General features: G+C 62.5%; 15 protein-coding genes. 4 read left to right on the top strand and 11 right to left on the bottom strand.

Annotated elements, in window-relative coordinates; genetic code table 11:
* Window positions 1-49: 49 nt before the first annotated feature.
* The 4 genes from greB to JV551A3_RS11950 all read right to left on the bottom strand — a co-directional run bounded on the left by greB (window position 50) and on the right by JV551A3_RS11950 (window position 3023).
* Window positions 50-523, bottom strand: coding sequence for a transcription elongation factor GreB (greB, locus tag JV551A3_RS11965; protein WP_133971009.1), 474 nt, complete (start codon window positions 521-523; stop codon window positions 50-52).
* Between the two features lie 11 nt (window positions 524-534).
* On the bottom strand, window positions 535-843 hold the full coding sequence (locus JV551A3_RS11960; RefSeq protein WP_025338428.1) for a hypothetical protein: 309 nt from the start codon (window positions 841-843) through the stop codon (window positions 535-537).
* A gap of 222 nt (window positions 844-1065) precedes the next feature.
* On the bottom strand, window positions 1066-1503 hold the full coding sequence (locus JV551A3_RS11955) for a DoxX family protein (RefSeq protein ID WP_015269705.1): 438 nt from the start codon (window positions 1501-1503) through the stop codon (window positions 1066-1068).
* A gap of 113 nt (window positions 1504-1616) precedes the next feature.
* Window positions 1617-3023: an MltF family protein gene (locus JV551A3_RS11950; protein ID WP_133971008.1), complete on the bottom strand. Its 1407-nt coding sequence runs from the start codon at window positions 3021-3023 to the stop codon at window positions 1617-1619.
* 157 nt (window positions 3024-3180) lie between these two features.
* Between JV551A3_RS11950 and JV551A3_RS11945 the strand changes: the two genes are divergently transcribed.
* The 3 genes from JV551A3_RS11945 to JV551A3_RS11935 all read left to right on the top strand — a co-directional run bounded on the left by JV551A3_RS11945 (window position 3181) and on the right by JV551A3_RS11935 (window position 6119).
* Window positions 3181-3978 (top strand): TatD family hydrolase, encoded by a 798-nt coding sequence (locus JV551A3_RS11945; RefSeq protein WP_133971007.1) that lies wholly within the window; start codon window positions 3181-3183, stop codon window positions 3976-3978.
* Between the two features lie 218 nt (window positions 3979-4196).
* Window positions 4197-5675: a methyl-accepting chemotaxis protein gene (locus JV551A3_RS11940; RefSeq protein ID WP_085624706.1), complete on the top strand. Its 1479-nt coding sequence runs from the start codon at window positions 4197-4199 to the stop codon at window positions 5673-5675.
* A 75-nt stretch (window positions 5676-5750) separates the two neighbouring features.
* The gene (locus JV551A3_RS11935) at window positions 5751-6119 is read left to right on the top strand and encodes an Mpo1-like protein (protein ID WP_085600188.1); all 369 of its coding nucleotides are present in this window, start codon (window positions 5751-5753) and stop codon (window positions 6117-6119) included.
* A gap of 135 nt (window positions 6120-6254) precedes the next feature.
* On the opposite strand, the gene JV551A3_RS11930 is transcribed toward JV551A3_RS11935, so the two are convergent.
* The 3 genes from JV551A3_RS11930 to JV551A3_RS11920 all read right to left on the bottom strand — a co-directional run bounded on the left by JV551A3_RS11930 (window position 6255) and on the right by JV551A3_RS11920 (window position 8205).
* Complete coding sequence (locus JV551A3_RS11930; protein ID WP_133971006.1) at window positions 6255-7052, bottom strand: acyl-CoA thioesterase; 798 nt, start codon at window positions 7050-7052, stop codon at window positions 6255-6257.
* A gap of 77 nt (window positions 7053-7129) precedes the next feature.
* Complete coding sequence (locus JV551A3_RS11925) at window positions 7130-7909, bottom strand: CHAD domain-containing protein (RefSeq protein ID WP_133971005.1); 780 nt, start codon at window positions 7907-7909, stop codon at window positions 7130-7132.
* A gap of 17 nt (window positions 7910-7926) precedes the next feature.
* Entirely contained in the window at window positions 7927-8205 is a 279-nt protein-coding gene (locus tag JV551A3_RS11920) for a hypothetical protein (protein ID WP_003259403.1), read from the bottom strand.
* Between the two features lie 179 nt (window positions 8206-8384).
* On the opposite strand from JV551A3_RS11920, the gene JV551A3_RS11915 reads away from it, so the two are divergent.
* Window positions 8385-9425, top strand: a complete 1041-nt coding sequence (locus JV551A3_RS11915; RefSeq protein ID WP_133971004.1) for a patatin-like phospholipase family protein — start codon at window positions 8385-8387, stop codon at window positions 9423-9425.
* A gap of 177 nt (window positions 9426-9602) precedes the next feature.
* Here the strand turns inward: JV551A3_RS11915 and JV551A3_RS11905 are convergent, their stop codons facing one another.
* The 4 genes from JV551A3_RS11905 to clpX all read right to left on the bottom strand — a co-directional run bounded on the left by JV551A3_RS11905 (window position 9603) and on the right by clpX (window position 15925).
* Entirely contained in the window at window positions 9603-11474 is a 1872-nt protein-coding gene (locus JV551A3_RS11905; protein WP_133971003.1) for a SurA N-terminal domain-containing protein, read from the bottom strand.
* A gap of 182 nt (window positions 11475-11656) precedes the next feature.
* The gene (gene hupB / locus JV551A3_RS11900; RefSeq protein WP_003250246.1) at window positions 11657-11929 is read right to left on the bottom strand and encodes a nucleoid-associated protein HU-beta; all 273 of its coding nucleotides are present in this window, start codon (window positions 11927-11929) and stop codon (window positions 11657-11659) included.
* Window positions 11930-12080: 151 nt separating this feature from the next.
* Complete coding sequence (gene lon / locus JV551A3_RS11895) at window positions 12081-14477, bottom strand: endopeptidase La (protein ID WP_087501118.1); 2397 nt, start codon at window positions 14475-14477, stop codon at window positions 12081-12083.
* Window positions 14478-14641: 164 nt separating this feature from the next.
* Window positions 14642-15925, bottom strand: a complete 1284-nt coding sequence (gene clpX / locus JV551A3_RS11890) for an ATP-dependent Clp protease ATP-binding subunit ClpX (RefSeq protein ID WP_025338419.1) — start codon at window positions 15923-15925, stop codon at window positions 14642-14644.
* Between the last annotated feature and the right edge of the window lie 55 nt (window positions 15926-15980).

The raw sequence follows: 15980 nt of genomic DNA, 5'->3' as shown, positions 1-15980 counted from the left end.
CTGTGGGAGCGGGTTTACTCGCGAAGAGGCCGGCACAGGCAACACCAGATCACTGGCCGTAGCTGATGCGGTTCACATACCAAGTCGCTTCACCAGTAGGCGTGTGCACCACCACCTCATCACCCTCCTCCTTCTTCAGCAGGGCACGCGCCATGGGCGAGTCGATCGAGATGTAGTCATTGCGCCCATAGATCTCGTCATAACCGACAATGCGAAACTTCATCGTCTCGCCCTCATCGTTCTCGATCTCCACCCAGGCCCCGAAAAACACCTTGCCCTCCTGCTGCGGCGAGTAGGCCACTACCTTTACATCCTCAAGGCGCTTGCGCAGGTAACGCACCCGACGGTCGATCTCGCGCAGCAGCTTCTTGTTGTACTGGTAGTCGGCGTTCTCGCTGCGGTCGCCCAGCGATGCCGCCCAGGTAACCTTCTGGGTAATTTCCGGGCGGTACACTCGCCACAGGTGGTCCAGCTCTTTCTTCAGCGCCTCATGGCCTTCCGTGGTGATGATGTTGGTACTCAACAGCGCGCTCCTCAGCGGCGGGTAATCAGGCCCTGGCGCGCGATACGGGTGAGGTGGCCTATGATTTCGGCGGCCTCGTCCGGTGCCGGAGCCTGGATCACGGCCAGGTCGAAACGGTCATTGCCATACTGCGCGAGGTGGCAGCCGGTATCGGCGAACTGGATCAGAAATGCACGCGCCTGGCCCTTGCGCCGGGACAGGCCTTCGAGATGACGTAAAAGCGTGGGTTGATGCTGGCCGCCGAGCAGGATGCGCGGTGTGCGAGACGCCTGGCTGGCAGGCAAGGGGCTCAAACAGACACTGGTACGTGGGCAACTCATGGAGCTTCTCTCCGCCTCGCGAAACCCGCTGGGCAGCGGTGGGAGGCGTCACCGAACCAGCGCTTTAGCGGTATTTCGGATGACCCGGAGGTGGGCTTCCTGCGCCCCGCAAGTAGCTGTTTAAATCGGCGCAGGCGGTATGCTAGAGCTACAAGCGCCAAGATACAAGCCTCAAGCCGAAAGTGATCGGCCTGAGGCTTGTATCTTGGCGTTCACGGTGTATCAGCGAGCGATCAGGCGGTCCAGCGAGAAGCGGCCAGCGCCTTCGATCAGCACCGCGACGGTACCGGCCAGCAGGGCCAGGCCGAACTCATAGCCGTTGTTGGACATGAACAGGCCGTTGCCAATGTGCACCGAGAGGATCGCCACCACCAGGGTCACGGCCAGCACCAGGGCTGCTGGACGGGCCAACAGGCCGATCACCAGGGCCAGGCCACCGAAGAACTCGGCACTACCGGACAGCAGCGCCATCAGGTAACCCGGGGCCAGGCCGATGCTCTCCATCCACTGGCCGGTGCCTTCCAGGCCATAGCCACCGAACATGCCGAACAGTTTTTGCGCACCGTGCGCGATGAAGATGATGCCGACCAGGATACGGATGACGCTCAGGCCAGCACCGGCGCGGGTAGAGAACAGAGCGTTGAGGGTAGCGTTGTTCATGTCGAAGACTCCTTGAAGCGGGAAAGTTGTGTTGGGATGGGCGTCATCATAATCGATTCAATAGATATGAAAATCGCAAAAAACCCAACATAACAATCGACAAAATCGATTTGTCAGCGCTTCGCCACCCGCTCCAGCGCAGCACGCTCCCGATTGAACGCTACAAAGTACTTGTTGACGCTATTGACGAAGTTGACGGGCCCCATGCCCACCTGCTCCATGGCGATGCGCTCGGTCTGAAAGAACCACTGGTCGCCATTCAGCCCGCGCCGCCGCGCTTCGGCGCGCATGGCCTGGACCCGTTCGGGGCCCAGGTTGTAGGCCGCCAGCACGAAAGCCATGCGCTCGCGTTCGTTGATTTTGGCGCTGGCAAAGAATTTGCGCCGGATCAGCGCCAGGTAGCGGGCACTGGCCTGGACATTGCCATCCACCGTGGCGGTGTTGCTCACTCCCACGCGCTGCGCTGCCGACGGGGTGATCTGCATCAGGCCATGTGCCCCGCCGGTGCCGCGCGCTGCCGGGTTGAGCGTCGATTCCTTGAAGGCCAGCGCGGCCAGGTTGAGCCAGTCGATCTGCTGCGCCTCGCCGTGCTTCTGCAGCACGGCACGCAGCGCGGTCAGGCGCTGGCGATTCTTGCTGACCAGCGGGTCGTGCACCCGGTACTGGCGGCGGTAGATGCGCTCGAACGCGGCGTCCTGGTTGTCGGGCGCGCGGTAGCCCTGCAGAAAGCGATCGACCGTGGCCAGCAACTGCGGTGCATCGTGCCCCACATACCAACGCATGGCTTGCGGCGCCCCCAGCTGCACGCGGCTGTCCAGGCGCAGGCGCGGCATCACCCGGGCCCAGCGCCGGGCGATCGGCTGCTCGACCATGGTCAGGTGATAGATGCCGGCCTGGACCATTTCCAGCACGTCCTCCACCGCCAGGGTCGAGTCGACCCACTCAACCTTGATCGGCGCACGCTTGCGCAGCGCCAGCTGTTGGTTGACCTGCTGGATCAACGGGCCGGCGGCACTGGCGCTGGTCAGGGCCACGGTACGCCCGGACAACTGCTCGACATGGCTGAAGCTGCGCTCGCCCTTGCGCCCGACCAGCAGCAGCTGCACACGGTCGAGCACCGGTGCGCTGCTGCTGACCCCGCGCACTACAGCGGGGTCCAGCAGCTCGCCCGGCGCGGCCAGGTCACCCTCGCCACGGGCCAAGGCGCCCAGCAGCTGCTCCTTGGCCCGCGGGATCAGCTTGAGCTGTATCTCCTGGCCGTCGGCGGCGCGGGCATTGAGATAATGTTCCAGGGCACGCAGGCGATAGTATTCGATGCCGACCGGCTCACCCTTGACCTCACCGGAGCTGTTGCGGCTCTGGTTGACCAGCACCCGCAACACCTGGCTGGTGCGTATCTGTTGCAGGTCACGGACCTTGGCCGGCGCGATGTTCTGCTGCGGGCCTGGCGCGCGCGCGTGGGCAGGTCCGGTCAAGGTCAGCCCAAGCGTCAGCAGGAAAATGAGCCAGCATCGCTGCATGCGAAACGTGTCCGTGGTCGGTGGGCGGCATCCATGGGGTTGCACCGCCAGGAGAGAAATGACGGTAAAAGACCACGGCAACAGCATGAAGTTCTTGGTTTTTTCAGAAAAACACGGTTTTTGCTATGCTGGCCGCCCCGCGGCACGAGGTAGCACCATGCAACTGATCGATATCGGCGTCAACCTGACCAACAGTAGTTTCCACGACCAGCAGGCGGCAATCGTCGAGCGCGCCCTCGAAGCTGGGGTCATGCAGATGGTGCTCACGGGCACCAGCCTGGCGGTCAGCGAACAGGCGCTGGAGCTTTGCCAGCAACTGGATGCCAGCGGTGCGCACCTGTTCGCCACGGCTGGGGTGCACCCTCACGATGCCAAGGCCTGGGATGCCGGCAGCGAGCGCCAGTTGCGCCAGCTGTTGAGTGAACCACGGGTACGCGCCGTGGGTGAATGCGGCCTGGATTTCAACCGCGACTTCTCCCCTCGCCCACTCCAGGAAAAAGCCCTGGAGGCACAGCTGGCGCTGGCTGCCGAACTGCGCCTGCCGGTGTTCCTGCACGAACGCGACGCCAGCGAACGCCTGCTGGCGATCCTCAAGGATTACCGCGACCACCTGACCGGCGCAGTAGTGCACTGCTTTACCGGCGAGCGCGAAGCCCTGTTCGCCTACCTGGACATGGACTTGCACATCGGTATTACCGGCTGGATCTGCGACGAACGCCGTGGCACCCACCTGCACCCGCTCGTGGGCAACATTGCCGAGGGGCGGCTGATGCTGGAGAGCGATGCGCCTTACCTGCTGCCGCGCAGCCTGCGACCCAAGCCGAAGAACGGGCGCAACGAACCGGCGTTCCTGCCGGAGGTACTGCGCGAAGTGGCCTTGCACCGGGGTGAGTCTGCCGAGCATACGGCGGCGCATACCACAGCGACGGCGCGGGCGTTTTTCCAACTCCCCTGAACCCGACGCGACCCTTTGTAGGAGCAGCCTTGTGCTGCGAAGAGACCATAACAGCTACTACATCGGTTGGCCTTACCTGCCCCTTCGCAGCACAAGGCTGCTCCTACAGGGGGCTGACGCTTGGAGTTGATATGCGTCAACAAACTCCTTGGGGCACGCAGGCACAATGATGGCACCTTGCCAATATTGTTTCCGCTCAACTCAGAGAAGACCTGCCCATGGGTGCCTGGCTTAGCAATGTTTCCCTGAAGTACAAGTTCTGGGCCGTCAACGCGGTGGCCTTTGTCACGACCTTGCTGCTGGTGCTCTATGCCGTACACCTGGAGCAGCGCGCTCGCGCCGAGGCCGCGCAGGCCCAGGCAGCTGCACAGGCACAACTGCTGGCTGCATGGCCGGCCGGCCAGCCGCTGCCCCGCCCGGCCAACGTCATCAGCTGGTCCGCCGGGCAGACGCCCACCTTCGCGGGCGAACCCCTCGAGGCCCTGCGCGATGCCCAAGGCTGGGTCGAGCTGCCCGCCGCCCGGCTCTTGGGCGACAACCCGCTACAAGGCGCGCAGGTACTGCGCAACGGCGATCAGCAAATGGCCGTGCTGGCCCAGTCGCCAAGCCTGCGCCAGGTGTTCTTCGACCGCTTCAGCAACTACGCGGTATGCGTACTGATCCTGATGCTGGCCATGCTCGGCGCCTCGCAGCTACTGATCCGCTTTCTGCTCAGCCAGCTCAACACCCTCAAGGACGTGATGCTGCACGTGGAAAAAACCGGCGACCTTTCGGCCCGAGTGCCGCTGGCCTGTGGCGACGAGGTCGGCCAGATGGCCGGGGCCTTCAATGCCATGCAGGCGACCTACCATCGCGTGGTCAGTACCGTCGCCCACACCGCTGCGCAACTGGACTCCGGCGCCGCTCGCCTGGCCGCGAGCATGAGCGATGTGCGCCACGGCATGCTCGGCCAGCAGAGCGAGACCGACCAGGCCGCTACCGCCATCAACGAAATGTCGGCTACGGTGCACCACATCGCCCAGCATGCTGGCGCTACCCGTGATCTGTCACAAACAGCCGACACCTTGGCCGGTAGCGGTCAGGAGGTGGTCAGCCGAGTGCAGGACTCGATCTCCGGATTGTCCAGCGGCGTGCAGCAAACTGCCGAGATGATTCGTCAACTGGCCGAAGACAGTCAGAAGATCAATGGCGTGGTCAGTGTGATCCACAGCATCGCCGAGCAGACCAACCTGCTGGCCCTCAATGCCGCCATCGAAGCAGCGCGCGCCGGCGACCTGGGCCGCGGCTTTGCCGTGGTGGCCGATGAAGTGCGCAACCTGGCCAAGCGCGTGCAAACCTCCACCGACGAGATCACCACCATGGTCTCGGCCCTGCAGTCAGGCACCCGCGATGCAGTGGAGTTCATGCAGGAAAGCTCGTACAAGGCCGACGACTGCGTCCGGCAGGCCCAGGAAGCCGGCGAAGCACTGGCCGAGATCACTGGTGCCGTGGCACAGATGCGCGAAAGCAATACCCAGATTGCCGTGGCAGCCGAGCAGCAAAGCCAGGTGGCCGAGGAAATGAACCGCGCCGTGGTGAGCATTCGCGATGTCACCGAACAGACCGTGCAACAGACCGTGGGCTCCGCGACCACCAGCAGCGAACTGGCAACCCTGGCCGGTGAACTGAACAAGGCCATTGGCCAGCTCAAGCTATAGTCACCATAGCCAGCCTCGATTGGCTCCCGCCTTGGGGGCGCACTAAGCTTTGGGCATGACCGAGAGGAAATGCCCATGAGCAAACGCCTGCCCAACCTGCCCGCCTGGCAATGGCGCGGCTACCATCACAACCACCGCCACCCGGCCAACCTAGTGCTGCACCTGATCGCCGTGCCGTTGTTCATCCTTGGCGCGTTGCTGATTCTGTCCGGGCTGTTCGGCCTGGATCTGGGCCAGATTGCCGTTGGCATCATTGCCTTGATCGCTGGCCTGGGCCTGCAGCGCCAGGGCCATCGCCTGGAAGCAGAGCAACCCGAGCCCTTCGCGAACCGCAAGGATGCCGTGCAACGCCTGCTGACCGAGCAGTTCATCACCTTTCCGCGCTTCTTGCTGAGCGGGGCCTGGTGGAAGGCCTGGCGGGAACGACACAAGCATCGGCATTGATGCTATTGGGGCTGCTCTGCAGCCCAATCGCGACGCAAGGCCGCTCCCACAAGATCGCGCATCTCCTGAGATTCACGCGATCCTGTGGGAGCGGCCTTGTGTCGCGATAGGAGCGCAACGCGCTCCCAGGCTCGGTCAGGCAAACACGGTAACCGTCTGCCGGCTCAAGGCCAGCAACTCGCCCTGCGCCGTCCTCAACGTTGCGGCGGCATGCCCGTAACCATCCCGCGCATGTTCGGTCTCCACGCAATAGCGGCACCAGTCCAGGGTCGATAGCTGCGCCGTGGGCTGCATGAATTCGATGGTCCAGGTCAACGTGCTGCCGGCAGCAGGCTGCTTGAGAAACGGCATCAGGCTCGGCGGCCAGGCATCGACCAACGCCAGCAGGTGCGCCTCGTTGACCGGCTCTTCTGCCACTCCGCGCAAACGTACCCAGCCGCCCATCTGGCGCGACTGATTGCCACTGAACGGTAACCCGCCCACCGCCCAGCGCAAGGCGACATGCTGCATGAACTCCGGGGTAACGCCTTTGATATGGGGTAGCTCGGGAGCGGCGTCGTCGAGCGCTTTCATTTCCGCGGCCGGCAACGCCGGCACATCGACCACCGACGGCCGCCCTGCACCGAAATTGCCCTGCACCAGGGTCACCACCTGGCCGTCCTGAACGGCACGGCCCAGCAAGGTGCTGACAGCCTTGCCTTCCCGCAGCACCTCCACGTCGAAGCGGATTGGCACATCCGCCGCAGCCGGCGCCACAAAGCTGATGGCCAACGAACGCACGGGGCGGCCATCGGAGATTTTCTGGCGCATGGCTTCATAAACCATGGCCGCCATCAGCCCGCCAAAGGCGGCGCGCCCCTGGGCCCAGCTTGGCGGGATGCTCACAGCATCGGGGTTGGCCCGCACGGCGTCGAGCAGTTGGTTGAAATTCATTGGCCGGCTCCTGCCTGCAGCGAAAAAGGTCTGCCCATCCTAGCCAGCAAACCCTTGCCGATCAGCCCGCATATCGGTCATTTTTCGGGCTTTCGCCGCGCCAACGCCTGCTGCAGTGCATCCAGCGTTACATCCGAATGGCGCTCGGCCTCGTGCAATTCCTGCTCCCAGGCGGCCTTGCAGGGTGCCAGGTCGGCATGGTCGCGAGCTTGCAGCAGCCATTGCAGGCGATCATGCCAGTCACCCAGGTCACCCTGAGCCTGCTTCAGCAAGCGCCGCAACTGTTTGCTCGCATGGTCGAGCTGCGGATAGGCCTCATCGCCATAACGCGCACGCTTGATCAACAAACGCAGGCGGTGGCGGTCGTGGGCCGGGTCCTGCAGTGCTTTGTGCAACTTGCGCCACTGTTTGCCCAGGCGTTTGTCGATACGCTTTTCCAGCCCCTTGACCAGCCCTTCGCGGCCAGCTGCCCGCAGGAACAGCGGAAACGCGTCGACAATCGCCAGCACCCGGGTCAGCTGCGGGCTGGCGGCAACACTGGCGAAGGTCCTGTCACGCCCTTCCAGACGCCGCTGCCCGGCCTCGGCAAAACCACACCCGATCAGTTCGGCCGCCAGCACCTCACGGTCACGCAACGGCGTGGTGAGGGTGCCCAACGACCTGGCGGCGTCCTCCAGCTGCTCCACCCCTGGTAACCCACGCAGTGGCCGCAGCAGGCTGCGCAGGCGCCGCAGGGTGGTGCGCAGGTCATGCAAGGCCTCGCTGTCCGTATCGGCAGCCAGGCGCTCGCGACAGGCCAGCAGGCGCACCTGCAAGGCCACTACCTGGGCAACCACATGGTCGAGCATCGCAGACATTGAAAGACGCTCCTTGGTCAGCGCCCGGCGCGAGACTCACGAATGTAGAAACGGGCCTTCTCGGCTTTTCTGGTGCAACTTTCATAACCTTCGAACTGCTGCTGGGTCTTGGCCCCGGTCAGCAGCGACAAGGCCTTGGAGTAGCTCACGGCACCGGCAAAGCCTTCGGCCTTGGCCAGGTCCAGCTCCTTCCAGGCGGCATCCAGTTGGGTCGCGCAACTCTCGCGGTAGGCCGTCTTGCCCGCGCAGCCAGCGAGGGCCAAGGCAATCAGTGGAAGGCAGATCCAGGCTTTCATTGGTAATACCTCAATGGAAAAAAACGTTGGCTGTTCGACGCCCTGGCAGCTGAAAAGTGCCCTGCCCGGCCGGCTTGGCCCAGCCAGATTTATTACAGTAGCTCAGCGCGATGCACATTGAAGCACAGGTGGCGATGGGTGCATTGTAGGACCATGGTTGCACTGGCCGGGGAATGTTCATGAGCAAACGCGTGGCACTGGTACTGGGATCGGGTGGAGCCCGGGGGTATGCACACATCGGCGTGATCGAGGAAATCGAGCGCCGCGGCTACGACATTGCCTGTATCGCCGGCTGCTCCATGGGCGCGGTGATCGGCGGCATCTATTCCGCCGGCAAGCTGGAAGAGTACCGCAACTGGATCGAGAGCCTCGACTACCTGGATGTGTTGCGCCTGGTCGATGTCAGTTTTCGTCTCGGCGCAATTCGCGGCGACAAGGTGTTCGGGCAAATCCGCAAGATCGTCGGCGAGATCAACATCGAGCAATTGCGCATCCCCTACACAGCGGTTGCAGCCGACCTCACCAACCAGCAGGAGATCTGGTTCCAGGAGGGCTGCCTGCACCAGGCCATGCGTGCCTCGGCAGCCATCCCCAGCCTGTTCACCCCGGTGATGCAAGGCAACCGCATGCTGGTCGACGGCGGCATTCTCAACCCGCTACCGATCGTGCCGGTGGTGTCCAGCCACTGCGACCTGATCATCGCGGTCAACCTCAACGCCACCAACCAGAAGCAGTACCAGTTACCGGTGATCGAGCGCCCGGCGGCGTTCAAGATGCGTTTCGATGCACTGCTCAGCTCGCTGGGCTCGCGCTTGCCGTTCCGGCGCAAACCGGCGGAGGAGCTGATCCGCATCGAGCAGGAAATCGTCGCCGAAGGGCTGGCGCCGCCAAGCCCGTGGTTGGCCGATGCCGCCGACCCGGAGGGCCAGCAACCGGCGGCGGCGCCGGAGCGCGAGGGCGCGCCGAAGTCGGCGACCGGTTCGTTCATCATCGACAACGTGGGGCCCGCTTCACTGCTGGACCTGATCAACCAGAGCTTCGAGGTCATGCAGACCTCGTTGGCGCAATACAAGATTGCCGGCTATCCACCGGATGTGCTGATCAACGTGCCCAAACGCGTGTGCCGGTTCTTCGAGTTCTACAAGGCGCCGGAGCTGATTGCCCTGGGGCGGGAGATTGCGCGGGATACGCTGGATAGCTATGAAGGGACGAAGCGCTAGGCCTTGTGCTGCTTGTGCTGGCCTCTTCGCGGGTAAACCCGCTCCCACAGGTTCACCACAGTACATGAAACCTGTGTTGGACCTGTGGGAGCGGGTTTACCCGCGAAGAGGCCAGCACAGGCAACAGAAACGAAACAGGCCGCACTGGGCGGCCTGTTCGTTCATGCTTCCATCACCTTAGTAACGGGTGATGTCCGCCTTGGCTTCCAGCTGCTTGCGGTACGCCGCGAAGTCCTGCTGGCCAGCACGCGACGCGAGGTAGCGGCGGATCTGCTGCTTCTCTTCGTCGGTGGCAGCAGCGCCTTCGTTGACACCTTTGAGCTGCAGTACCACCAGGCTACCGTCACGCAGCACGACGCTGCCATATACCGGCTTGTCCTTGGCTTGCGGCTTGCCCAGGCGGAACAGCGCCTGCAGCTCGGCCGGGTCGATACCGTCCTCGCCGCGGGTAACTGCTTCATAGGCCTTCCAGCCCTGCCCTTCGTGCACACTGCCCGCTGCGATGGAACCGTCACGCAGGCCGGCAATCAGCTTGTCCGCCTTGGCCTTGAGCTCGGCAGTCGCCTTCTCCTTGGCCAGGTGTTCGCTGATGTTCTTGGCCACGGCTTCCAGCGGCAGCTGCTCAGGCTTGCGGTGCTCCTTGACGCGCAGCACCACGGTGGTTTCCGGGTCGAGCTCGATGGCGGTGCTGTTGGCACCCTCCTCCAGCACTTCTTCGGAGAATGCGGCCTGCACAACCGAACGGTTGGCAGTGATGCCTTCGCCACCCTCGCGGCCGAAGGCTGCGGAGGTTTGCACCTTCAGGTTCAGGTCCTGGGCCGGCTGGGCCAAGTCGGAAGCCTCGTAGGCGGCATCCTGCAGCTGCTTGCTGGCATCTACGTAACGCTGCTCGACCAGCGGGATCTTCAAGTCACGGGTCAGCTTGTCCTTCAGGCTGGCGAAGCTCGGCACTTCCGGCGCCTGCACGCCCAGCAGCTTGATCAGGTGGTAGCCGAACTCGGTGCGCACCGGCGCCGAGACCTGGCCATCCTGCAACTTGTACAGCGCATCCTCGAACGCCGGGTCGTAAACGCCCGGGCCGGCAAAGCCAAGGTCACCGCCGCTGTTGGCCGAACCCGGGTCCTGGGAGAACTCCTTGGCCAGCGCGGCAAAGTCTTCACCCTTGGCCAGACGCTGCTCGATCTCTTCGGCGCGGGCCTTGGCCTGGGCGTCGGTGACCTTGTCGTTGACCTCGATGAGGATGTGCGCGGCATGGCGCTGCTCGGCGAGGTTGGCGATTTCCTTCTCGTACTGGGCCTTGAGCTCTTCGTCGGTTACCTTGACCTGATCGAAGAACGCCGCCTTCTTCAGTTCGATGTAGTCGATCACTACCTGATCTGGCGACATGAACTCCTTGGCGTGCTTGTCGTAATGCGCCTTGACCTCTTCATCGCTGACCTTGACCGCGGCCGGGTCGGCCTTGAAGGTCAGGGAAGCGAAGTCGCGAGTCTGCTTCTCGAGGCGAGCAAAGGCATCGACCTGCTGGTCGGTGACGAAGCTGCTGCCGGCCAGGCCGGTGCGCAGCTGGCCGATGAGCATTTCCTCGGCGAGCATGTCGCGGAACTGCATGCGGCCATAGCCCATCTGGCGAATGACCTGGTCGAAACGGTCCGCACTGAACTTGCCGTCCACCTGGAACTCCGGCGTCTGCAGGATCACCTGATCCAGTGCGGCCTCGGAGAAGGCGAACTTGGCATCTTCGGCGCCCTGCAGCAGCAGCTTGCGGCTGATCAGGCCCTTCAGTGCCTCTTCGCGCAGCAATTTGTCATCCAGCAGCGCCGGGTCGAAATCCTTGCCCAACTGTTGCATCAGCTGACGGCGCTGCATGTCGGCCGCCTGGCTCAGCTCGTTCTGGCTGATGGTCTGGCCGTTCACCTTGGCGGCGTCCTGGCTATGGGTGGCGGCCTGGAAAATGGCTTCGAAGCCGGTCAACGCCATCAACACGACGATAAGGCCGATGATGGTCTTGGCAATCCAACCTTGTGAATTGTCCCTGATATTTTGCAGCATGCGTCCCCCAGAAACGGCTGTACCACTGCGTCGACAACCGCGGAGCGTGGGTAGAAACCTGATAAAAGAAAGGCGCATCCGAGGATGCGCCTTTGCTTAGCAAACGTGTCAGGCGGGAACGTTTGCGCCCCGCCGTCACCGTACTCGGACCTGGCCAGGGCCGGGTCCGGCTGAAAGACGACTTAGTTGACGGCGTCTTTCAGGCCTTTGCCGGCCTTGAAACCTGGAACCTTGGCGGCTTCGATCTTGATCGCCTTGCCGGTTTGCGGGTTGCGGCCGGTGCGCTCTGCGCGCTCCTTGACCGAGAAGGTACCGAAGCCAACCAGTACCACATCGTCACCTTGCTTCAGGGCGCCGGTGACGGATTCGATGACTGCGTCCAGCGCACGGCCGGCTACAGCTTTCGGGATGTCAGCAGATGCGGCGATAGCGTCAATCAGTTCCGACTTGTTCACTCTAAGTCCCCTTATTCTCTATTGAGTTTGTTTCTAAGTATGTAATGAAAAGCTTATGAAACGTGCGCTGGGTGGCCTGATGACAATAGCGTGCCGCTTTATAGCAAGGCCCCGAAAAAACTGTCAAGGAAAGCCCCCCAGCAAAAAACTACTAGTGCGTGCTGATTCTTTCCTTAGCATCGCCGTCGCGCTTTTCATCTTTCGCGACAATCTCCGGAGCCACATCTGGCAAGGGCTCCGGGGCGTATTGCAGCGCAATTTGCAGGACTTCGTCAATCCATTTGACCGGTTTGATCTGCAGATCCTGTTTGATATTTTCCGGAATCTCCTTCAGATCGCGAACATTCTCCTCGGGAATGATCACCGTCTTGATGCCGCCACGGTGTGCCGCCAGCAGTTTTTCCTTCAGCCCGCCAATCGCCAGCACCTGGCCACGCAGGGTGATTTCGCCGGTCATGGCCACATCGGCACGCACCGGAATCTGCGTCAGCGCCGACACCAGCGCGGTGCACATGCCGATACCGGCACTTGGGCCGTCCTTCGGCGTGGCGCCTTCAGGCATGTGGATATGCACGTCATGCTTCTCGTGGAAGTCGGCGGCGATACCCAGGCTGCGGGCACGGCTACGCACCACGGTCTGCGCGGCGGTGATCGACTCGACCATGACGTCGCCCAGCGAGCCGGTCTTGATCAGTTGGCCCTTGCCGGGGATGACCACGGCTTCGATGGTCAGCAGTTCGCCGCCCACCTGGGTCCAGGCCAGGCCGGTAACCTGGCCGATCTGGTCCTGTTGCTCGGCCAGGCCGTAGCGGAACTTGCGCACGCCCAGCAGGTGTTCCAGCTGCTCGCTGGCCACCTTGACCTTGACCTGCTTCTGCCCGGTATGTTCCTTGACCACCTTGCGGCAGACCTTGGCAATTTGCCGCTCCAGGCCACGCACACCGGCTTCGCGGGTGTAGTAGCGGATGATGTCGCGGATCGCCGAAACGTCGACCTCCAGCTCTTCCTTCTTCAGGCCGTTGGCCTTGACCTGCTTGGGCACCAGGTACTTGACGGCGATGTTGATCTTCTCGTCTTCGGTGTAACCCGGCAGGCGGATGACTTCCATCCGGTCGAGCAATGCCGGCGGGATGTTCATCGAGTTCGAGGTGCACAGGAACATCACATCCGAGAGATCGTAGTCGACCTCCAGGTAGTGGTCGTTGAAGTTGTGGTTCTGCTCCGGGTCGAGCACTTCGAGCAGTGCCGAGGCCGGGTCGCCACGCATGTCGCTGCCCATCTTGTCGATTTCGTCCAGCAGGAACAGCGGGTTGCGCACCCCTACCTTGGTCATCTTCTGGATCAGGCGGCCAGGCATGGAACCGATGTAGGTACGGCGGTGGCCACGGATCTCGGCCTCGTCACGCACACCACCCAGGGCCATGCGCACGAACTTGCGGTTGGTGGCAGCGGCGATCGACTCGGCCAGCGAGGTCTTGCCGACGCCAGGCGGGCCGACCAGGCACAGTACCGGGCCGCGGATCTTCTTGACGCGCTTTTGCACGGCAAGGTATTCGAGGATGCGTTCCTTGACCTCTTCCAGGCCATAGTGGTCGGCATCGAGGATTTCCTCGGCCTTGGCCAGGTCCAGGCGCACCTTGCTCTGGGCCTTCCACGGCACCTGCACCAGCCAGTCGAGGTAAGAGCGCACCACAGTGGCCTCGGCCGACATCGGCGACATCTGCTTGAGCTTGTTCAGCTCGGCCTGGGCCTTGGCCAGTGCGTCCTTGGGCAGGCCAGCGGCTTCGATGCGCTTTTTCAGCTCTTCGACTTCGTTGTGGCCTTCGTCGCCGTCACCGAGTTCTTTCTGAATGGCCTTCATCTGCTCATTCAGGTAGTACTCGCGCTGACTGCGCTCCATCTGCTTCTTGACCCGACCGCGAATGCGCTTTTCGACCTGCAGCAGGTCGATTTCGGCATCCAGCAGCGCCAATACATGCTCGACACGGGTCGGCAGGTCGACGATTTCGAGGATTTCCTGCTTCTGCTCGATTTTCAGCGCCATGTGCGCGGCCATGGTGTCGACCAGGCGCCCCGGCTCTTCGATGCTGTTCAGCGACGACAGCACTTCGGCAGGGACTTTCTTGCCCAGCTGCACGTACTGCTCGAACTGCGACAGCAGCGTACGCACGAACACTTCCGATTCGCGCTCGGCGGCGTCGACTTCATCGATCAGGGAAACTTCGGCACGGATGTGCCCTTCAACTTCGCTGAAACGCTCCACGGCGCCGCGCTGCTCGCCCTCGACCAGCACCTTGACGGTGCCATCGGGCAGTTTCAGCAATTGCAGCACGGTGGCAACGGTACCGACGCGGTACAGGGCGTCTTCGCCCGGATCATCGTCGGCCGGGTTTTTCTGGGCCAGCAGGAGAATCTGCTTTTCGCCCGTCATCGCCGCCTCGAGGGCTTCGATGGACTTTTCGCGCCCCACGAACAGCGGGATGACCATGTGCGGGTAAACAACGACATCGCGCAATGGCAAAAGAGGCAAGTCGAGGGTGGTCTTCATGATTTCGCCTCTACAGCGGCCTTATGGCCGGAAACCGGTGGAAATGATGCTTGGACCTAATGTGGGGGCACGCTTGGGAAATTACAAGCGCTAGCGCAGGAAAAGCAGAAAGGGGCCCGTAGGCCCCCTCCATGCTTGCAACCATCAACCCGCCATTGCCTGGATCAGGCGTCCGGCGCGGCCTTGGCTTGCGGCTCGCTGTTCTCGTAGATCATCAGCGGCTGCGAGGTGCCATCGATGACGCTCTCGTCGATCACCACCTTGCTGACATCCTTCTTCGAAGGAATCTCGTACATGGTGTCGAGCAGCACGCCCTCGAGGATCGAACGCAGGCCACGGGCGCCGGTCTTGCGCTCCAGGGCCTTGCGTGCCACGGCCTTGAGCGCATCGCTGCGGAACTCGAGGTCGACGCTTTCCATCTCGAACAGCTTGGCATACTGCTTGGTCAGGGCGTTCTTCGGCTCGGTGAGGATCTGCATCAGCGCAGCCTCATCCAGCTCGTCGAGAGTTGCCAGTACCGGCAGGCGACCGACGAATTCCGGGATCAGGCCAAACTTGACCAGATCGTCCGGCTCGACCTCGCGCAGGGACTCGCCAACCTTCTTGCCCTCTTCCTTGCTGCGTACTTCGGCGCCAAAACCGATACCACCCTTGGTGGAGCGGTTCTGGATGACCTTTTCCAGGCCCGAGAAGGCGCCACCGCAGATGAACAGGATATTGCGGGTATCGACCTGCAGGAATTCCTGTTGCGGGTGCTTGCGGCCGCCCTGCGGCGGAACCGAAGCCACGGTGCCCTCGATCAGCTTCAGCAGTGCCTGCTGCACGCCCTCGCCCGAGACGTCACGGGTGATGGACGGGTTGTCCGACTTGCGCGAGATCTTGTCGATCTCGTCGATGTAGACAATGCCCATCTGGGCCTTTTCCACATCGTAGTCGCACTTCTGCAACAGCTTCTGGATGATGTTCTCGACGTCCTCACCCACGTAACCGGCTTCGGTCAGGGTGGTGGCGTCAGCAATGGTGAACGGTACGTTCAACAGACGTGCAAGGGTTTCGGCGAGCAGGGTCTTGCCCGAGCCGGTCGGCCCGATGAGCAGGATGTTGCTCTTGCCGAGTTCGACTTCATCACCCTTCTTGTCACGCTGGTTCAGGCGCTTGTAGTGGTTGTACACCGCTACGGCAAGCACCTTCTTCGCGCGTTCCTGGCCAATGACGTACTGGTCCAGGATACCGCTGATTTCTTTCGGCGAAGGCAATTTGTGCGCGCTGCTCTCGGCCTGGGCTTCCTGCACCTCCTCACGGATGATGTCGTTGCACAGGTCGACGCACTCGTCGCAGATAAATACCGAGGGCCCGGCAATCAGTTTGCGCACTTCGTGCTGGCTTTTGCCGCAGAAGGAGCAATAAAGCAATTTGCCGCTGTCCTCGCCGTTACGGGTGTCAGTCATTCGATCGATCCAATCCGGTAGGCTTGCAACACAAGATGAAGGCAATTGCGGGCTT

Origin of the sequence: Pseudomonas inefficax (assembly GCF_900277125.1) — a bacterium.
Classification (GTDB): Bacteria; Pseudomonadota; Gammaproteobacteria; order Pseudomonadales; family Pseudomonadaceae; genus Aquipseudomonas; species Aquipseudomonas inefficax.
Note: the sequence above shows the minus strand (reverse complement) of the source record. Positions and strands in the feature narration are given on the sequence as shown.

Excerpts from the sequence above, each read along its gene's own strand:
- JV551A3_RS11945 (WP_133971007.1), top strand. The coding sequence starts at position 3,181 with ATGCAACTGATCGATATCGGCGTCAACCTGACCAACAGTAGTTTCCAC.
- clpX (WP_025338419.1), bottom strand. The coding sequence starts at position 15,925 with ATGACTGACACCCGTAACGGCGAGGACAGCGGCAAATTGCTTTATTGC.
- JV551A3_RS11940 (WP_085624706.1), top strand. The coding sequence starts at position 4,197 with ATGGGTGCCTGGCTTAGCAATGTTTCCCTGAAGTACAAGTTCTGGGCC.
- JV551A3_RS11955 (WP_015269705.1), bottom strand. The coding sequence starts at position 1,503 with ATGAACAACGCTACCCTCAACGCTCTGTTCTCTACCCGCGCCGGTGCT.
- JV551A3_RS11915 (WP_133971004.1), top strand. The coding sequence starts at position 8,385 with ATGAGCAAACGCGTGGCACTGGTACTGGGATCGGGTGGAGCCCGGGGG.
- JV551A3_RS11905 (WP_133971003.1), bottom strand. The coding sequence starts at position 11,474 with ATGCTGCAAAATATCAGGGACAATTCACAAGGTTGGATTGCCAAGACC.
- JV551A3_RS11960 (WP_025338428.1), bottom strand. The coding sequence starts at position 843 with ATGAGTTGCCCACGTACCAGTGTCTGTTTGAGCCCCTTGCCTGCCAGC.
- lon (WP_087501118.1), bottom strand. The coding sequence starts at position 14,477 with ATGAAGACCACCCTCGACTTGCCTCTTTTGCCATTGCGCGATGTCGTT.
- JV551A3_RS11920 (WP_003259403.1), bottom strand. The coding sequence starts at position 8,205 with ATGAAAGCCTGGATCTGCCTTCCACTGATTGCCTTGGCCCTCGCTGGC.
- JV551A3_RS11930 (WP_133971006.1), bottom strand. The coding sequence starts at position 7,052 with ATGAATTTCAACCAACTGCTCGACGCCGTGCGGGCCAACCCCGATGCT.
- JV551A3_RS11935 (WP_085600188.1), top strand. The coding sequence starts at position 5,751 with ATGAGCAAACGCCTGCCCAACCTGCCCGCCTGGCAATGGCGCGGCTAC.
- JV551A3_RS11925 (WP_133971005.1), bottom strand. The coding sequence starts at position 7,909 with ATGTCTGCGATGCTCGACCATGTGGTTGCCCAGGTAGTGGCCTTGCAG.
- JV551A3_RS11950 (WP_133971008.1), bottom strand. The coding sequence starts at position 3,023 with ATGCAGCGATGCTGGCTCATTTTCCTGCTGACGCTTGGGCTGACCTTG.